This window comes from Desulfoluna sp. CLI2B, from assembly GCF_056847375.1.
Genome location: NZ_CP186557.1, coordinates 1,861,309 through 1,879,800, shown reverse-complemented (window position 1 = coordinate 1,879,800; position 18,492 = coordinate 1,861,309). Strand labels below are relative to the sequence as shown.

At 51.8% G+C, this 18,492-nt stretch carries 12 protein-coding genes and 1 pseudogene; 3 read left to right on the top strand and 10 right to left on the bottom strand.

Annotated elements, in window-relative coordinates; all coding sequences use genetic code 11:
* Positions 1-46: 46 nt before the first annotated feature.
* Positions 47-1,609, top strand: coding sequence for a sigma-54 interaction domain-containing protein (locus tag ACOYW2_RS09070; protein WP_482770175.1), 1,563 nt, complete (start codon positions 47-49; stop codon positions 1,607-1,609).
* Positions 1,610-1,819: 210 nt separating this feature from the next.
* On the opposite strand, the gene ACOYW2_RS09065 is transcribed toward ACOYW2_RS09070, so the two are convergent.
* From ACOYW2_RS09065 to ACOYW2_RS09055, 3 genes are all read right to left on the bottom strand, one after another.
* Complete coding sequence (locus ACOYW2_RS09065; protein WP_482770174.1) at positions 1,820-2,461, bottom strand: SagB/ThcOx family dehydrogenase; 642 nt, start codon at positions 2,459-2,461, stop codon at positions 1,820-1,822.
* A gap of 249 nt (positions 2,462-2,710) precedes the next feature.
* Positions 2,711-2,911, bottom strand: a complete 201-nt coding sequence (locus tag ACOYW2_RS09060) for a DUF1059 domain-containing protein (RefSeq protein WP_482770173.1) — start codon at positions 2,909-2,911, stop codon at positions 2,711-2,713.
* A gap of 206 nt (positions 2,912-3,117) precedes the next feature.
* Positions 3,118-4,341: a BamA/TamA family outer membrane protein gene (locus tag ACOYW2_RS09055; RefSeq protein ID WP_482770172.1), complete on the bottom strand. Its 1,224-nt coding sequence runs from the start codon at positions 4,339-4,341 to the stop codon at positions 3,118-3,120.
* An 895-nt stretch (positions 4,342-5,236) separates the two neighbouring features.
* On the opposite strand from ACOYW2_RS09055, the gene ACOYW2_RS09050 reads away from it, so the two are divergent.
* Positions 5,237-6,721, top strand: a complete 1,485-nt coding sequence (locus ACOYW2_RS09050) for a cryptochrome/photolyase family protein (protein ID WP_482770171.1) — start codon at positions 5,237-5,239, stop codon at positions 6,719-6,721.
* A gap of 340 nt (positions 6,722-7,061) precedes the next feature.
* A complete protein-coding gene (locus ACOYW2_RS09045) occupies positions 7,062-8,597 on the top strand; it encodes a DUF4125 family protein (RefSeq protein WP_482770170.1) in 1,536 nt (511 codons plus the stop codon).
* Positions 8,598-8,600: 3 nt separating this feature from the next.
* Here the strand turns inward: ACOYW2_RS09045 and ACOYW2_RS09040 are convergent, their stop codons facing one another.
* From ACOYW2_RS09040 to eutL, 7 genes and pseudogenes are all read right to left on the bottom strand, one after another.
* Entirely contained in the window at positions 8,601-9,071 is a 471-nt protein-coding gene (locus ACOYW2_RS09040) for a hypothetical protein (RefSeq protein WP_482770169.1), read from the bottom strand.
* A 175-nt stretch (positions 9,072-9,246) separates the two neighbouring features.
* A pseudogene (locus tag ACOYW2_RS09035) lies at positions 9,247-9,441 on the bottom strand (transposase); the annotation flags it as partial.
* A gap of 347 nt (positions 9,442-9,788) precedes the next feature.
* Complete coding sequence (locus ACOYW2_RS09030; RefSeq protein ID WP_482770168.1) at positions 9,789-13,430, bottom strand: PKD domain-containing protein; 3,642 nt, start codon at positions 13,428-13,430, stop codon at positions 9,789-9,791.
* A 1,409-nt stretch (positions 13,431-14,839) separates the two neighbouring features.
* The gene (locus tag ACOYW2_RS09025; RefSeq protein ID WP_482770167.1) at positions 14,840-15,505 is read right to left on the bottom strand and encodes a cupin domain-containing protein; all 666 of its coding nucleotides are present in this window, start codon (positions 15,503-15,505) and stop codon (positions 14,840-14,842) included.
* Positions 15,506-15,558: 53 nt separating this feature from the next.
* Positions 15,559-17,004, bottom strand: a complete 1,446-nt coding sequence (locus ACOYW2_RS09020; RefSeq protein ID WP_482770166.1) for an acetaldehyde dehydrogenase (acetylating) — start codon at positions 17,002-17,004, stop codon at positions 15,559-15,561.
* Positions 17,005-17,019: 15 nt separating this feature from the next.
* A complete protein-coding gene (locus tag ACOYW2_RS09015; protein WP_482770165.1) occupies positions 17,020-17,595 on the bottom strand; it encodes a BMC domain-containing protein in 576 nt (191 codons plus the stop codon).
* A gap of 15 nt (positions 17,596-17,610) precedes the next feature.
* Positions 17,611-18,264, bottom strand: coding sequence for an ethanolamine utilization microcompartment protein EutL (gene eutL / locus ACOYW2_RS09010; protein WP_180141234.1), 654 nt, complete (start codon positions 18,262-18,264; stop codon positions 17,611-17,613).
* Positions 18,265-18,492 lie beyond the last annotated feature (228 nt).

Here is an 18,492-nt window from a genome sequence, read left to right as displayed (position 1 = left end):
AAGACATGTATTGCCACAGAAAAAGAAGCAATAAGGGGAGAGACACATGGATTTATATGACATGACCTTTTTTGGGGAGGCCACCAACAGGATCTGCGGAAGCCTCGACATCCACACGGCCCTGGAGCGATGCTTTCACTACCTCAAGGACTACCTGCCCATCAACGGCCTCGCCATGAACACCTACGACCCCGAAAAAAAAGAGGTCCGGAACATTGCCGTTGTCTCCGACCTCGACAATGGTCGAATCCTCTCCTTTGACCCGGTGAAGCTCACCCCCGAGGCCATATCGTTCATCGAAAATTACCCACCGACCCCCGGCCCGGCCCTTATCCTCAACGTGCCCAACCAGCAGGTGGTCGCCAACCTCGTCTGGAAAGCCATGGGCAAGCCGGAGATCTCACTGCTGCTGCTTCACCCCATTGTCGATGAGGTCAGGCTGGGGGTGGTCTTTATCTTTGCAGAAGGGTTTGACCGCTACGAGCCTGAACACTCCCGGCTCCTGACCCTCCTGCACGACCCCTTTGCCATGGCCTTTTCAAACACCCTCAAGCACCGGGAAGTGGTCAGGCTCACGGAAATGCTGGCCGACGACAACCGGTACCTGGCCCGGGAGCTCCACCACCTGGCCGGAGACCAGATCATCGGAAGCCGACACGGCCTCAAAGAGGTCACGGAGATGGTCCGCCAGGTGGCTCCCCTCTCCTCCCAGGTGCTCCTGCTGGGTGAAACCGGGGTGGGAAAAGAGGTTATTGCAAACGCCATTCACCGCGCCTCGCCCCGTGCGAACAAGCCCTTTATCAAGGTCAACTGCGGGGCCATTCCTGACGAACTCATGGACAGCGAGCTCTTCGGCCATGAGCGCGGGGCTTTCACCGGAGCACTCCAGAAAAAAAGGGGACGGTTTGAGCGGGCTGACACGGGAACCATCTTCCTGGATGAAATCGGCGAGCTGCCGCCCCGGGCTCAGGTACGCCTCCTCCGTGTCCTGCAAACCCGCGAGATCGAACGGGTGGGAGGCACGGCACCCATTGCCCTGGACATCCGGATCATCGCAGCCACCAACAGGGATCTGGAAGAGATGGTTGCCCGCGGGGAGTTCCGGCAGGACCTCTGGTTCAGGCTCAATGTCTTTCCCATCCATATCCCAGCCCTGCGCGACAGGCCCGTGGACCTTCCCGAGCTCATGGACTACTTCATCGAGCGGAAGGCAAAGGAGATGAACATCCATCCGGTCCCGGTACCGGCCCCCGGGGCCCTGGCGGACCTGTCCCGCCACGACTGGCCCGGCAACGTCCGGGAACTCGAAAACCTCATCGAACGGGCCCTGATCCTTCATATCACCTCCCCTGCCGGAACCCCGTTGCGGTTTCCCGACCTCGATTCACCGGAGACGACATCTCCTGCAACGCCCCCGCCCCTTCCCGAGGAGGCCACCCTCAACCTCGACGACGCCATCCGCCACCAGATCCGCAGAGCCCTTGAGGCAACCCATGGAAAGGTCAAAGGAGACAACGGTGCCGCAGCCCTTCTTGGGGTCAACCCGAGCACCTTAAGAAACAAAATGAAAAAGCTGGGCATTCCCTTCGGAAAGAGCCTTAAAAAATAGCCTTATAGGGACAGGGTAAAAACAATCATCCGGCGGGTCGCTTTTTTGAAATAAAGCTGCGCAAAAAACGTTCTTAATACCGAAACAGGCAAAATTACTTCGGCGGAGCCTGGAAGGCCTGCTTAAGATTTGTTTGTCTAACTTTTCATAAGTTTGGCCCCAAGCAGGGCCGCAGGAGGCTTTTCACCCCCACAAGCCACGGTGTTTCGTTTATCGCTTCGGGTACCCAACGGGCACGAGATAAAGGGGGCTTGCTTCCTTCGGAAGCTTGAGAATCTCTGCGATGCGGTCGTCATGGAAAGCCCCCACGGGAACGGCCCCCAGTTTAAACGCCGCAGCCTGGAGCAAAAGATTCTGGCAGGCATGCCCGGCCTCCATGTCCACGTAGCGGGTGGCCCTTCCTTTGTATTTAACCGCCACCCGCTCATACACGGCGGCAAACACAAACACGGCCGGGGCATCGCCCACGGCCCCCTGGTTCAGGGCGGCCTTTTGAAGGGCGTGTCGCAGGTCCCCCGGTATCTTCAGGGACAGCTCATGGCGCTGCGGGTTGTACCAATACACCCCTTCGGGCAACACCACAAAGGTCTCCAAAGGATACAACGCGCCTGACGACGGGGCCGTTCGCAGCCCCCGAACCGCATCCGTCACGCCCTGGGCAGCCCAGAGCAGCTGGCCGATCTGAGCCACAGTAAGCGGCTCTTCCGCAAAGTAGCGAACCGAACGACGGGCAGCAAGACTCATGGAAAGGGTGGCCCCTCCCGTGGTGTCCGGTGGGGGAAGCCGAATCACCTCCCCCGCCCCTGCCGCTTGAGCCATCACAACCATGGTCATCCAACCCAGAAGATTCATCTGCGAGCCTCCTTCATGCATGTCTTGGGATATTGTTGTTGATCAGGCCGCGCCGGTGAAGCACAACGCCCTGAAACCAAACGGGGGCCGCGGCCTGTTCGGCCACGCCCCCCTGGTCTTTGTCCTCAAAGAGGATTATCCCTTCATGATGCTTGCCCTAGCCTCAGCGTCTGTGCCTGCCTGACAAACCGGATCCATGAAAATGCATGGGCGATAGAAGCATCAGGAAAAACCGAAGCATCGGGCGGTTCATGCCTTGATGGGAGGGGTCCCCTCTTGGAACTCCTTCAAGATCATTTTCCTGAACTCAGGTGTATCTTTATAGCCGTGGCACTGTGTTCCGTGCTGCACAACGGCTTCGAGCAGCTCTTCCTTTGTGTCCGCCGCAAGGGCGACGGTACACTTTGTGTCGCTCGGATGGTTGCGGCAATCGATGAAATATCGTGACATGGTCCTTATACTCCTGTGCTTTGTGTGACCATGATGCGGGAAACGGTCCAGAATCGGGCCGCCCGCCCTTCCGTACACGAAATGAGAGGCTCAATGAATCGCCTGTGGGTCTTGGCACCGCATGTTGATGCCCCGCATTCCAAGGCACCGATTATACCATATTTCACAGAAAAAGAATCGCTATCAAGAGGCCACCCGTGAGGGGCTCAAAAGGCTTCCGATATTCCGACGTAGAGCCCGTCGGAATAGTCTTCGCCAACCGCATAATCGATGCGAAAGTTCAGCCTGCGCTCTTCGCTCAACAGGTACCGCAGCCCCGTGCCTGCACTGGAATAAAAACTGTCCCGACTCAGGTCCCCCGGGTCAAAAAGCACCGCTTCCCCCACAAATCCCACCACGGCCCACTTGGGTCTGCACTGCCAGCGATACTCCACCTGGGCACTGATCAGGTGCCGTGCGATGTTCTCACCTGCTATATATCCCCGCAGGTCTGCTTTCCGCCCGAGGGTAGACAGATCCGAATAGGGCGTGTCACTCGGCGTGAAGCGCCCGTAAAGGCGCCATGCAATGACATGTCCGGGTCGATATTGATCGTATCCGTTAATAAATCCGTCCAAAACGCCGTAGGATTCGTCACTGCCCAAAATGGTGGGATTGAGCATCAACGTGGCCTCGGCATAAATCCCTTCATAGGGAAAAAAACGATTATCCCGGGTGTCGAAGGAAAGTACCGGCCCCAGGGATACACTGAGATCATCGGTGGCATTGACAGCGTCGAGGTACTGCCTCCCCGCCTCGTTATCCGGAGAATAGCCAATGTCTTTGACCACCCCCCGCATCCCGGCAAAAAAATGCTCTCCAAAACCATACAGAACGTTCAAATGGATCACACGGACGGAGGTGGTAAAATCCGCCCGTTGGGGCAGTTCATCCACATTCAGTTCGCTTTTCACACCGATATCGGCCACGGCGGTCTTGATGCGCCACGCCTCGCTCGGCAACACATTTCCCCCCAAGGCCAGCAAATGGCTCCCCCGATCCGTATAGATACCTGTCAATCCAAGGGAAGACGACTGCACATTCTCATTACCGGGAGCCAAATCAAAGAGTCCCATGAGGGTGGCCCCTCCCCCATTGCCAAAATTGGGGTTGGACACGACCATGGGAGCGGTCACAAATTCAAGATTGTACCTGTCTTCGGGCTCCTCGCCACGTAATTCGCCGGGAGCAATGATGAATGTTGCCAGCACAAGGAACAACCCACGGATAAAGGGAGCATGACGCATGTCAACGTTTTCCTTTGAATATGCCATGTAAAGACAATGAAAACAGAGCACCTGGTCTCCGAGTCTCAAACGGAAATGCATCACAAAAAGAAAATTCAGAACGGTATGATCACGCTGGATACAATACGCAAAAGCAATGCCCACATTTGAGCTGCTTTCCTTGAAAAAACGCTACGTGCTGACTTTATGGGACCTTATGAAATTCAATCCCACATGCCCGATATCGGCCTGAGATGATACTCATCTGCAAGCTGTAATCTGTTTTTTATGTATCACAAATTATGAATGGGCAGCTATCACGATTTTTGTTACACTCCTCCTGATTAAGGTAAGTCTGGCAAAACAAAGGCCACCAGGCACAAACAAATAGAATTAATGAATAATATGAGGCAGAAACAAACGATCTAAAATCATAAAATACATGCTGTTTCCCTGGTAACAAGCAATCTTGCGACAAACACATCTATGCTTTTCGTCGTGCCATACACCTAATCCTTTTTTCACTTGTCACGATACCTTTACCAAAGGAATAATCCCGAATGCCCACCACCTTCAGGACTATTGTGTACAGCGTTTCAATTCTCATATCTTTGACCGGTTTCTGCCTGGCAGAAGTGAAACCCCTGTCTGAGAACCAACTTGATTCATGCATCGCAGCAGAAGGGCTTCGAAATGTTCGGTGTACAGGCACTGAAAGGTCACAAAACCCCTCTGAACTCAAAAGAGAATTCCCCATCGGCAGCACTCCGTCTCACATACATCATGGTACTGTCCGTTCCAGAATCAATCCCCCTGAACCGGTGCCACCGGAGTCAGGTCATATTACCATCTCGCATCACACCTTAGAGCATCCGACACAGGCCCAGATAAATCTACCGAACGAATTTCCCGTCCAGGTAAACCATGAATCGTTTTCTCCTGCGAGACCCCACTATCCCCTTTCTAGCGGGGGAATGTCCGGTGTTTCTGCCGTAGACTAATTCAGTCATTAGCCATCACCCCATTCACCACATCACTATACGTTCAACAAGGTGACAGCATGCCCAAGAAATACTCTCGCCTGCGGCTCATCCTCGGCGACCAGCTTAATCGCAGCCACTCCTGGTACAGGCAAAAAGACGATAACACCTTGTATGTCATTGCAGAGTTGCATCAGGAGGCATCGTATGTATGTCACCATGTCCAGAAGCTGTGCGCGTTTTTTGCTGCAATGGCCAACTTTGCCGAGACGCTCCGCAACGCCGGTCATCAGGTACTGTACTTGACACTGGACGATACAGCGTCCTTTGCAAGCCTGCCGGAACTGCTCAGCCATTTACTCGAAAAACACCAGGCAACACAATTTGAATACCAACTGCCGGATGAGTACCGCCTGCGAGAACAACTCGCTCAGTTTTGTCAATCCGCGGCGATGAAAGCCGTGGGCACCATGGTTTGTGATACCGAGCATTTTTATCTTTCAGACGAGGAGATCCATCGCATATTCAGCCGGGGCAAACGGCATCGTATGGAAGCTTTTTACCGAAAGATGCGGGTACGATTTCACATCCTCATGGATGGAGAGGAGCCGGAAGGGGGCCGCTGGAATTATGATACGCAAAACCGCAACAAATTGAAGGCCGACGACCTGAAACTGGTGCCCGAACCGTTGCTGTTCGCAAACGATGTCCGGGATATCCTGACGCGAATCAAACGGCACGGCATCCAGACCATCGGGAAAGAAGCGCCCCACCTGATCTGGCCGGTCAATGACCAGCAGGCATCAGAATTGCTGAATTATTTTTGTCATAGCGGCCTGGAGCACTTCGGCCGGTTCCAGGATTCAATGACAGGCAAGCTTGGCCCGGCAGACATTAAAAGGCAATTCGGACTGTTTCATTCCAGGTTGTCTTTTGCCTTAAACAGCAAAATGCTCAGCCCGCAGCACGTGGTCAACACGGTCATTGAGCACTACCGCAGCAGAAAGCCCGAAATGGACCTGGCACAGGTGGAAGGATTTGTGAGGCAAATCCTCGGGTGGCGGGAATTCATTCGCGGTATTTACTGGGCCAACATGCCCGAATACGAATCCTGCAACGGCTTAGATGCGACTCGCCCACTGCCTTCCTGGTTCTGGACCGGAGAGACCCGGATGCATTGCCTCCGACAGGCCATCACCCAATCCCTTGACATGGCCTATGCTCACCACATCCAGCGCCTGATGATCACGGGAAATTTCTGCCTTCTCGCAGGCATAGATCCCGACCAGGTCGATGGCTGGTACCTGGGCATCTACATTGATGCCATCCAATGGGTGGAACTGCCCAACACCAGGGGTATGAGCCAATTTGCCGATAACGGCACCGTGGGCTCCAAAGCCTACGCAGCCAGCGGAAACTACGTCAAAAAAATGAGCGACTACTGCAGTGACTGCCACTATCGCGTTGCAGAGACAACGACCCCGAACGCCTGCCCCCTCAATGCCCTGTACTGGGGCTCATACACAAGCAACCAAGTCGTTCCGGTGGTCCAACCCCAGAAATAAAATGGTGTATGCTGTGTGGGGCAAAAAATCCGAAGACCAGCGGCAGGCAATACTCGAACGGGCAGCAGCCTGGCTGGATGGTATTGAGGAGCTTTGACCCCTCTCCGTTACCATGGAGGCAAGCGGCAAAAGATACACACCGGGCGGCCCCCATGCCTTGCTCGACTCCGAAAACGTCTCCCGCCTACTTCACCCCTTCAATAAACTTAGGTACATGTTTGACCTAATTCCAATCCATGTGTTAAATTTCGGATTTCATTCTGACGCCACAAAAACGTGATCCTGTTGGAAGTCAGCCCCTTGATTTTGAGAGAATGACCGGTGCAAAGGAATATGGTTTATGAAAGGCCTGGAACTCAGTGAGGCGTACTACGCTGCATGTGCAAAAGAGATTTTCGAGCAGACATTCAAGTCCCTCATGGACCGTGTTGCCATCGGGCTCGTTGGACCCGGCTCCGAATGCTTTGGATTTGATGATGCATACTCACGTGATCACGACTGGGGCCCTTCCTTTTGCCTGTGGGTTACCCGAGAGGATTACCAGCGCTACGGCAAAGAGCTTCAGGCCTGCTACAATGCCCTGCCCGAAGAATACATGGGATTTGGCCCTCGGGTCGTGAGTCCGGGCGAAGAGGGCCGCGTGGGCGTTATGACCACCAGCAGCTTTTACGCCCGCTACACAGGGTTGGATCACACACCGGCTTCCATGAAGGATTGGCAGATACCTTCAGAAAATTTGGCCCTTTGCACCAACGGCAAAATCTTTTCAGACCCCTTGGGAGAGTTCTCCTCATGGCGAACAGCCCTTCTTGAGTTTTACCCTGAAGACCTCCGGCTTAAAAAAATCGCGGACTGCTGCATGCTCGCAGGGCAGGCAGGTCAATACAACTGGCAACGGGGTATTTTAAGAAACGACCCCTATGTAACACATACCGCCACGGTAAAATTCTGCACAGAGATCATGCACCTGGTTTACCTCCTGAACAAAGCCTATGCGCCCTTTTACAAGTGGCTGTTCAGAGGCGTTGCCCAGTTGCCGATACTTGGGGCAGAACTCTCCCCCCTGATTGCACAGGTCCTCAACGAACAGTCCCAAAATGACGGCTGGAAGAATCAACAGGACACCATGGAGATGATTTGCCGAAAAATCATCGCCGAGCTTCAGGCTCTCGGACTCACCGATGACAACATACCCTTTTTAGCAGATCAGGTCCCATCCATCCTCGGCCGCATCAAAGACCCAGAATTCAAAAACACGTTGTGGGGCGTGAAAAAAAAGGCGTCCGATAAAAAAGAGATCATCAAACAAATTCTGGAAATCGAATGGGAAATGTTTTCCTCCGTCAACGACAAGGCCGCTTCAGACCCACGGAACCAGGGCCAACCCACCTGCCGGGACTTCCCTGACGAATTCAAACTCCACAGGACGGCAAAGTTCCTGGCATGGCCCGAGACCACACTCCTCAGTTACCTGCAGGATCTCAAAGAGGCAAAACAAACCAATCGCAACCTGATGACCTATAAATATGCCAGGATGGACAACCTGATCCCCAGCGAAAACAACAGCCCCTATGTTGATAAAATCACGGAGGTCATGGTTCAGTGGCAAAAAGAGTTCATGGCCAAGTACCCGCGCATCATGGCCGGAGGCCGTGCTTTGACCGGCGGAGAGGCGGGCATCGACTGGGCCTCTTTTGAAAATTACCTGCGTTGCGAGCTGGAGTCCTACTCCGAAAACACACTGAAATCTCTTTTCCTTCACACGGAAACATTGAAAGGCTCAGGCAAAAGCATGTCCGAAGAGATCTATAAAACGTTGATTCAAGAAAAAGGATACAACAGTTTGGAGGAGGCGGAGGGAAAGCTGTCTACGTAGGGATCAGGCCTGCACAGTCGACAAAATTATTTTTTTGCATGTGTTCAGACATTGTTGAACACTCCTATCTTCATTGGACAAGACATCAAACCGCCCGCACACCTGGGAGACTGCCGATTCACTCAACCCAAAGGGTTCTCCGATCGCCTTCAGCGTGGCTCCTGAATATCTCTTCATCAGGTAGATTTTCATTTTACGGGCGAGCTTCACATCCTCAACATGATCATCTACAACACTGGCTATGACCGAAAATGACGGCCTGCTGTTCAACGCACTCAGAGCAGGCAATTCCCGATCGCTGCGTCGTCCTTCGAGGTACTTCTTGCTACATCCCTCGTAGAACTTTATCCGGCCCCAGAATGGTATCCGCCGATGCATTTCCCAAAGGGTTCGGGCAATGAAGCGCGCTCTTCTTTTCAACGAACCTCTCATATTCCCTTCTGGCCTGTGAAACCCGTTTTCCGAAATACCCATGAATGTAATCCGTCTCAAGCCATTCAGGTGACGCCTCTTTGCCGACAAATGCCCTGTAACTCGACCAGGGATAGTCGATCACTGAGTCAACCATGGCCGCCCGGACAGGATTCAAATGAATATATCTCGACAGCTTCAGGGCGTAATCGTCCTTATAAACGAGAAAGGCCTTGTAACGCCCCTGAAACAAGTGCCCGAAACGCTTCCGTTTGATATTGAAATACGTCGTATAAGAGCTGTTCACATGCTTCATGATCTGTGGAAGATTGGCATCGGGCGTCTCAATAAGGAGATGATAATGATTGGTCATGAGGCAATAAGCATGGATGATGGCCCCGTAACGTTCATGGGCCTCGCCGAGATACTCCAGAAATTTCTCCCGATCCCGCTTGCTCTTGTAGATGTTCTTTCGCTCGTTGCCCCGGGAAACGTAATCCGTAAGGGTCGTGCCATGGGCTGCCTTATTTTGAATGTTTCGAAATGGCGAAAGGGGCTGCAGATCGCGTCTATGAGCATAAACAAACTAAATCAAATCATTTTTTATATTTTGTCAAATATGTAGACTTGCCCCCTTATCTCTCCTTTACAAGATATTAAATGTGTGATCCCTATCTCAAGATAGCATTCTGCAAAACCTCTATTCTGATCTTTAAAAAATACCCCCGGGCCACAGCATCCGGGGGCATATTGCACGTTTACATTTGACACACGTGAATTCTATGGGTTTACCGTAACTGAAATGTCATCCCACTCTCTTCCGTCGGATGTGAATGAGTAATTATCGTACTGCTGAAATCTGATTCGAAACTCAGAGGTATAACCAAAACTTGCATCATAGCCGTTTCTGATTCGTTCAATTTCCGCATCAAGATCAACGGCAATGGTTTTCCCTGCGCTTCCCACATCTATATCTACGGCATTTAATATACGATACCATTTGATATTATCCATACTATACATCGCATTCATGTGCCCAGTAAACATTTCTCCCATCAAATGGCTTTCATCCGAAGATTCAGCATGGAAAAAGCTTAGTGTCACATTACTAAGTGAGTTCAGATCGATTGTCAGTACTGCCTCATTAAGATTGTATTGACCATTGGTATTTACGTCCATCCGCAATCGCCCATTCAAAACATCAATTCTTCCTATGGACGTATCAGACGAATAATAATCCCATGAGTCATCAACGCCGGGCAGGCCGCTGGAAAATTCCTGAAAATAGGGTGGGCGAAGCGTATCGCCTTTCATCCGTAAGGTAAGGCTACGTTGTTGGGTAACGTTAATAGAGTCTGAAAATTCAACGATCCCGGTATGGGACTCTCCCGAAGCAAGCCCTGCAGCATCCCAACACGCGTCGACAGTTGTCGTTTCTCCCGGTGCCAGCTCGCCCTGATTTATACTAAATGTCAGCCATTCTTCTGCTGTCGTTACTGTCCAGTCCACACTCACAGTACCGGTATTCGTTAAAACAAAGGCCTGGCATTCTGCCATTGTTGGATGATCAGCCGGGACTAATATTTCTGCCAGTTCTACCGGATTGATTTTCAAGGCAGATTTTACGCCGGTAATCTGAATAGTATCCCACTCCCGACCATCTGAAGGATAAATATAATTATCATATTGTTGAAACTTCAGTTTAATATCCGCTGAATATGCAAAGTCCGGGTCAAAATTTGAACGTATTCCTGAGATCGTTTCATCGAGAGAAATGGTATAATTCTGTCCGCTGCTACTCACATCAAGGCTGGATGAACTTATAATACGGTACCAGGTGTTCCCGTCACTGCTGATGGCAACTCCATCTCCATTAAAATGCCCGGTAAACTGCTCAGGAATTACAGTCACTTCATCACCGTGGTCTGCCTGAAAAAAACTGAGCATTACATCACTTGCACCTTCCAGATCAACTGACAATATTGCTTCATTTAAATTATAGTTACTATTCTGACTGACATCCATTCGCAGCCTTTCACCAACGATCTGAATGCGGCCATACTGGTGAGAAGAATAATACGTCCAACCGGTTTCTGCGTCGGGTAAGTCATCTGAGAAGAAATATTCATAAGGCAGAGTATCTTTCTCTTTATCAACCATTATAGAGATATCGCGTGTTACGGATAGCCCACTTGATGTTTCAAAAAAAGTAATACGTGCACTATAATTACCTGCCTGAAGCGCCTTTGCTGATGACGTCAGACATAGCTGAACATCCTGACTTCCGCCTCCAGTAACCCTCCCTGCATTTACGGATGCCTCGATCCACGGTTCAGAAACCGTGAGTGTCCAGTCAACCGAATTTACAGACTCATTCGAAATTGTGTAAACAGCACATGCAGGAGTAAAAATGCCCCCTTCAATACCGTTGAACTCAAAAGGCTGATCAGGTGAAACATCAAGAGAATAGATTGGTAACACTGTAACAGTCAACGTATCTTCGCCAACACCACCATCATCATCGGAAATCCTCAGAGTAACAACAAAGGTTCCGGGCCTTGTGAAGGTATGCTCTGGTGTCAGTGTACCCGAACTCTGAAACCCGTCGCCGAAATCCCACACGATTGTATGGGTATCGAGACTCCCTTCGTCACTGTACTGTCCGGCAAAGCTGACGGGTGAATACATACTCGTACTGATATGATAGCCTGCGTCAACCAGAGGAGCTGAATTCGTCACGGATACAACTTGGCTGTCACTACCTGACAGCCCGTTATTATCCAGTGCGGTAAGCGTTATCGTATAGTCTCCGTCGTCAGCATATACATGATTAACCGTACCGGTACCCGTAGCGGTAAAGCCATCCCCAAAATCCCATAAAAAGCTATGGGTATCGGCAATGTTCGGGTCATAAAGATAATCCAATTCCACTTCAACCGAAGAGCCTTCAATAATGGTACCATCAGGGTTAACGCGGAGCATCACAATCGGAGGCTGGTTCGACATTGGAAGCACCTGAATATCCTGACCGGCTGTATTGTTTTCATAATTATTGTCAGTTTGCTGAGTTGATATCGTTGCTGCAAAATTATGGACACCGCCTGTTTTAGGAGTGACAATGAACTCTTTTTCACCCGATGATCCTGCCTCAACACTTCCGACATAGCAGGTAAATGTGTTTCCAACCCTCTCACAACCCGGAGATGCGCTAACAACATATACATCCTGAGGCAGGGTGCCGGAAATAACAACTCCGGATGCTTTTTCACTACCGGTATTTCCGTAATAAAGGGTATAGTTCAGCTCTCTACCGGCTTCTATCTGGTACGGAAAATCGCTTTGAGTTAACCCAAGGTCCACTTCGGCATCCCGTGGCGTACCTGTAATTAAAAAGTCCCCCCAGTCGCGGCCGTCATCATAAAAAAACGTGGAGTTATCATACTGCTGAAAACGCAGTTTAAATCCAGAGGTATATTGAAACAAAGGATCATAATTACTCCTGACACGAGCCACTTCAGCATCCAGGTCAACGGTAAACGTATTTCCCCTTGAACCGACATCCAGGTCTTCTGCAGAAACAATCGTATACCAGGTTGCTCCGTCTGAACTGATGGCAACCCCATCACCATTGACTGATCCGGTGAATGTTAAGGGCAACCCATCAGCTTCGTCTCCGTGGTCTGCCTGAAAAAAAGTCAGGAAAACATTTGCGGCACCTTGCAGATCAGCAGTCCAGTCTATTTCATTCAGTGTATAATACGAAAATGGCAAACTCTGATCCATTCTCAGCCACCCGTTGACAACTTGGAACCGGCCATAACTATTACTCGACTGAAGGTTAAATCCATAATCACTATCGGGGTAAGCCCAATCAAAATGGTGCTGATAGATTGTATCGTCGGGAGTGATAATCTCACCCGGTTCATCACTCAGGGTGAGGCCTACACCATAGAAGACCTGATTACTAGTCTGATAGCCATTAAAAATTAGTTCATCATCATATGTATTATTGATCATACCTTCGCTCGCTACGCGCACATTCAAGCCCAGATACCGGTACCCTTGATGAATCAACTCTCTTATATAAGGTGCGAGCTCTACCTGGTGACTTCCAGCCCAATCCAGAACCACAGATGATATTAACACATCTCCTTCGTTTGAATCCGAGAGATCTGCAACCCCGTTTCCTTTATATCCCCAGAATTGAATCTCAGGCCGATTGGAAAGCTTTGTCGCATAAAATTTTAAAAGCGCAGATTCAACTCGGCTTTCAGCTGGAAAAGCTGAAAGGTCAACTTCAATAATCCCTCTACTTTTATATCGCTGGTTCTGATAGTTTACATTTCGCCATATAACACGAATCTGTGACGTTGATATTACAGACTCAAATGTATCATCCCCACCTGAATCGTAGACACTCACATTTCCGACAATTGCAGCTTCATACTCTGTTGCGTTCGTTATTACAACCGACAAGATTAAAAAAAGACAAGTGAATAAAAACAGTTTTTTTTTTCATTTGATCCTCTTTAGCCTTCGTTAAAGTTTTTTTACTTACATTCGACGCAAACGAGTTCATGAACATGTGCCCATGACTTATAAAATATATGCTGGCCCGGAATAATCTGGGGAAGCCCGGTTTCGTTGGATTTGAAAAGAAATCACTGACAAAAGTTGAGCAGGAATTGGTCAAGGTGGACCGGGATATTCTAAAAAAGGCCAAGTGTTTTTTGCAAATCAGTCGTTCTGAAGTGCGCGTTTATAGATCTTGAACGCTAACCATTCAGATCCTCGTTCCCTCAAGAGGTCCAACCGGGGCAAAGCTTTAAAAAAATAGGCAAACAGGTTTTGAAAGCTGCTTCGTATAAGCAAACCCATTAGTTTGACACAATTTTCGATTTAACGAGTAAGCATTCCCTACATAAACCCCAATGTTAAACTCACTTGATTAATCAAACAGTTACTAATAGGGTCATTTTGCACCCGACATTTGATCACCTGTACTAACCGAACATACGGGTCGTTGAAGCATTTACTACGTCGAGTAAACTTCGATCTTATTAGTAAAAAAACGAGAACCGGTAGAAATGACACAACGAACTAAACCACTCGAAAACAAGTGAGACAATCAACGCAACCCGATATAAGCACGTAAAACCCTGTACCTATCTCAATCAAGGGCATGTAACGGCTTCATTGGGTCTAATTACGAAATGCGGATAATTAAAAAGTGAACGCATCAAAGCCAAATCAACACAAAAAAGAGTTAAGTAGATTGGACCGTCGCGATCTAAATAAGGTTGGAATCTAAGACTGGGAAGCGACTGCTCTCAATTCTCAACCAATTGACAAACAGCTAATTATATACAACTTTTGGCCACCCATCATTATTCACGTTTCCCAGAGAGTATTTTTTACAGGAAAGATCACAAAACAACAAGATGAAATTCCAAGCTCTCCCATTAGACACCATGGACCACAACCATCCGCCGAGAACTGAAGGCCCCACCCACCAAACATAACACCATAGCTCAAAAACACTAGGCCAAAGATCATTCCAAAACAACATGCTGCTCAACAAAAACATCCGTCAACAAAAAGGAACTTATTCCACTAAACAACCAGCACAAGTTCAACATAATCCATTCAAAAATAAAAGCAGACTTCCCCTCAGTTTTTCATGCAATCTCATGAACAAAAATATTGGACAAAATGACAGTTGATTGAGGGAAAGAAGGTCTTAAAGAAAGAAACATAGACAGAAGAATTGAATCTCAGATTGACCCACGAAGCCCTTGATAAACAGGCTTCGTGGGGATTTCGGGTCAGGGCTACTGGCTGGCCCAATCAGCAGGATACGTCACAAACATAAACCGGGCCGAGTCAGGGGTGCTGAAGGTGATGGAGGAGTCTTTGGGGATAAAGAGGATATCCCCTTTGCGGGCCGTGACTTTCCGGTCGTCCAGGAGAATCTCCAGGGTACCGTCGATGATGTAGTCCACCTCGTCGTAGCGGAGGGTCCAGTCAAAGGCAGAGCCTTCCTGCATCTCCATGATGCCGAAGCCGAGACGGGGGCTCTCTTCCAGGGTCGCCACGTCGGTGATGAAGACTTTGTCTCCTTTTTTGCCGGTGTCAAAGGGCTCGGGGGTGACCGTTGCGGCTTTAACGCAAAACACCCCGCTCTCTTTGTCGACGATTTTTTCAAACTCGCCGGCCTTGCCTGTGAGCTGCTCGGCGACGATCTTGCGAATCAAGGCTTCGATATTGACTTCTTGTTTATCCATGACACACTCGCTGCAATTCATGCACGCTGGGGCACCGCAAGGTGCCAGGGGCGCGATTTGGTTGTGGGCGCTTGTCCCCGCCATGAGCAACACGCGGTTGTCCCGTAACAGGTCCCGGGCGGCCGGGGTGAGGATGATCTCCTCGTTCAGGTGGAAGACGCCGTCCGTCACGTGGTTCATGACGGTCTCGGCGCCGATCAGTTTCTTCTTCATTTAGTCTCCCTTTCATGACGCCTTGTATGGCGCGAACATGCCGCCCAAGGCACTCATCTCCCAGACACCGCGCTCATCTTCTTGAGCTGCTCCATGATCATGTGGGTCACCGCCTGGACGTCGACGGTATCGCCGGACCGAGCCGGGACGGTGGCCGCATCATCAACGCCGTAAGCCATGCGCCGGATATTAAAAAGGTGTTGCGGGCCGACGTTCTCCGAGGTGGCGCTGCCCCCCACCGTGCCGCACCCCAGGGTGAAGGAGGGAGAGAGGTTGGTGGTGATGCCCACGGCGCCCTGGGTGGTGGGGGTGTTGACCAGGAAGCGGGAGACGGGTTTCTTGAGGGCAAACTCGCGGATCACGGTCTCGTTGTTGGAGTGGATCCCCATGGAGTGCCCCATGCCCCCGTTTTTGAGGAGCTTGTAGCAAAGCTCGCAGGCCTCCTGCCAGTCGTTGACCACGTAGAAACCGAGCAGAGCGGTGAGCTTCTCCTTGGAGAAGGGGAATTTGGGACCCACGCCGGGCTCGTCGCAGAGCAGCATGGTGGTGCCGGCGGGCACGTCAATGCCGGCCACCTTGGCAATGTCCGCTGCGCAGCGGCCCACGATGGCGGGGTTCATGGAGCCGTTGGGGCGTTCCATGACGCGCTTGACCTTGGCCAGCTTCTCCCCTTCCAGGAAGTAGCCGCCCTGGGCGATGACGCTGGCCTTGACCTTGTCTGCGATGCAGGCTTCGGTAACGATGGCCTGCTCGGAGGCGCACACGGTGCCGTTGTCAAAGGTCTTGGAGGCAAAAATCTTCTGGACGGCCACGTCCACGTCGGCGCTGCGCTCGATGAAGGCGGGCACGTTGCCGGAGCCCACGCCCAGGGCGGGGGTGCCGGAGCTGTAAGCCGCCTTGACCATGGCGTTGCCGCCGGTGGCCAGGATCATGTCGGAGATCTTCATCAGCTCGTCGGTGCCCTCCATGGTGGGTACGCTGATGACGCCCACGAGGTCCTCTGGAAGGTCCATGGCCTTGAGAACGCTCCGGATCATGTTCACGGTGGCCGTGATGCACTTCACCGCGCTGGGGTGGGGCGAGAACACGATGCTGTTGGCGCTCTTCAGGGCGATGATGGCCTTATAAAGCGTGGTGCTCGTGGGGTTGGTGGAAGGAATGAGCCCTGCGATGACCCCCATGGGCATGGCGATCTCGACGATTCGCTTTTCGGTGTCCTCATTGACGATCCCGACGGTCTTCATCCCCCTGTAATAGGCGGCCAGCTTTTCGGTGGCGTGGATGTTCTTCAGGGTCTTGTCCCGCCATTTGCCGAAGCCGGTCTCTTCGGCGGCCATCTTGCCAAGTTCTTCGGCCATTTGTGCGCCCACCCCGGCGATGGCGTCCACCAGGGCGTCCACACGCTCCTGGCCAGCCTGTTCAAGGGAGGGCTGCGCTGCCCGCGCCGCTCGAACCAGTGCCCGTGTTTCCTGAATGGAGAGTAAATCCTTGTCTACCATAGTGTGTCTCCCTACCTACGACTCCGATGTCGTTATGTACTGAACAAATGCTTCGAGAAGGTCTTTTTTCCTGGCGTATTTGATTTCGCTCCGTGCCAGGGGAAACCCGGGAATCCCCCGGGCAATCCGCCTCAGTGCGGTGACCTTCTTCTTCTTGAGATCGTCCATGTCCGCGGCAACGGGTTCCCCTGCATCGGTTCTCCCGTCACCTGATTTTAAACTTGGCCCCGGCAAAGGTGCCTGGACGGTGTCACACGCCGCCTCTGCCCTGAGCCCTTCGCCCGGGTTTGCGGCAGGCACGCTTTTGGGCCGTGCCCGCTCCCGGACCAGAACCTCCTCCAACCCGTCTGCGGTACGGGCGATGACGGTCACCGAGTGCACCTCGCCCAGGCGTGCCGCCGCCGTGCTCCCCGCATCCACCGAGGCTTTCACTGCGGCCACGTCCCCTGTCATCAGCACAGAGACGAGGCCACCGCCCACTGCCTGGGAACCCAGGATGGAGACGTCGGCGGTCTTCACCGCCACGTCCCCTGCCTCCACCGCAGGGACAAGCCCCACAGTCTCGATCATGCCCAAGGCCTTACCCTTCATGGCATCCCCCCGTTATCAGTATTTCAAAGGGTTGTCCGCCACGTGCTGAACAGCATCGGCAAAGGCATCGCAAGCCGCTTTGCAGGCGGACTGGCTCCCGGTGAGAAGCGCCCCGCCGAAGTTGGTCTCCGAGGGGGGGCCGTAAAAAACAGCCATCTTCACGTCTGCTGCTTTCAGGGCCGCATCCACCGCGTATACCGCCTCAATGGGAGGAGCGATGAGATAGGCCATGGCCTCCCCTTCCTGAATCCCCCCTTCGGCAGAGAGAAACGAGCCGGTGCGGGAGATGCAGTGGGCGTAGTAGCAGATGGAGTCGTCGTCGTTGCAGCTGTAGAAACAGGCGTCGTTCTCCAGGAAATCCACGGCCGCGTTGAGGCCGCTCTTCACCTCCGCCGGATTCGGCCCGGAGAGAATGGCGATGAACTCACCTGCCAGTTTGGTATTGGCGTTGACAGCCCCGCCGTAAAAACTCTTGGCGTAGGCCACCTTCACGTCGGCCTTCTTGGTGGCCTCGTCAATGGCGGTGTACCCCACGTCGTCGATATCGCAGGTGAGCATCCCCACGCTGCGATGCCCGTCGGGAAGCGAAAGCTCCCGAACCATGTCCCGGTCCACGTTGGGTATCATTTTTATGCTCAGTACCTTGGACTTCAGGGCATCCCCTTTCATATCTCTCCTCCTTGCCGGTCTGTGCCGGTATCATTCATCGGTTGAAGCGACATCTCACCACCATGCGTCATTGCACGGAAACGAATCGGTCGTCGTATAAGCGTCGCAGGAGCTAAATCAGCTCGTCTCACCCTTTGGTTATGCGACATTCTGCAGGGCGTGCTTGCACACCATGTGTTCGGAAACCCAACGCGTTTTGCCATTTTGATGTTCTCTGAGCATCATCCG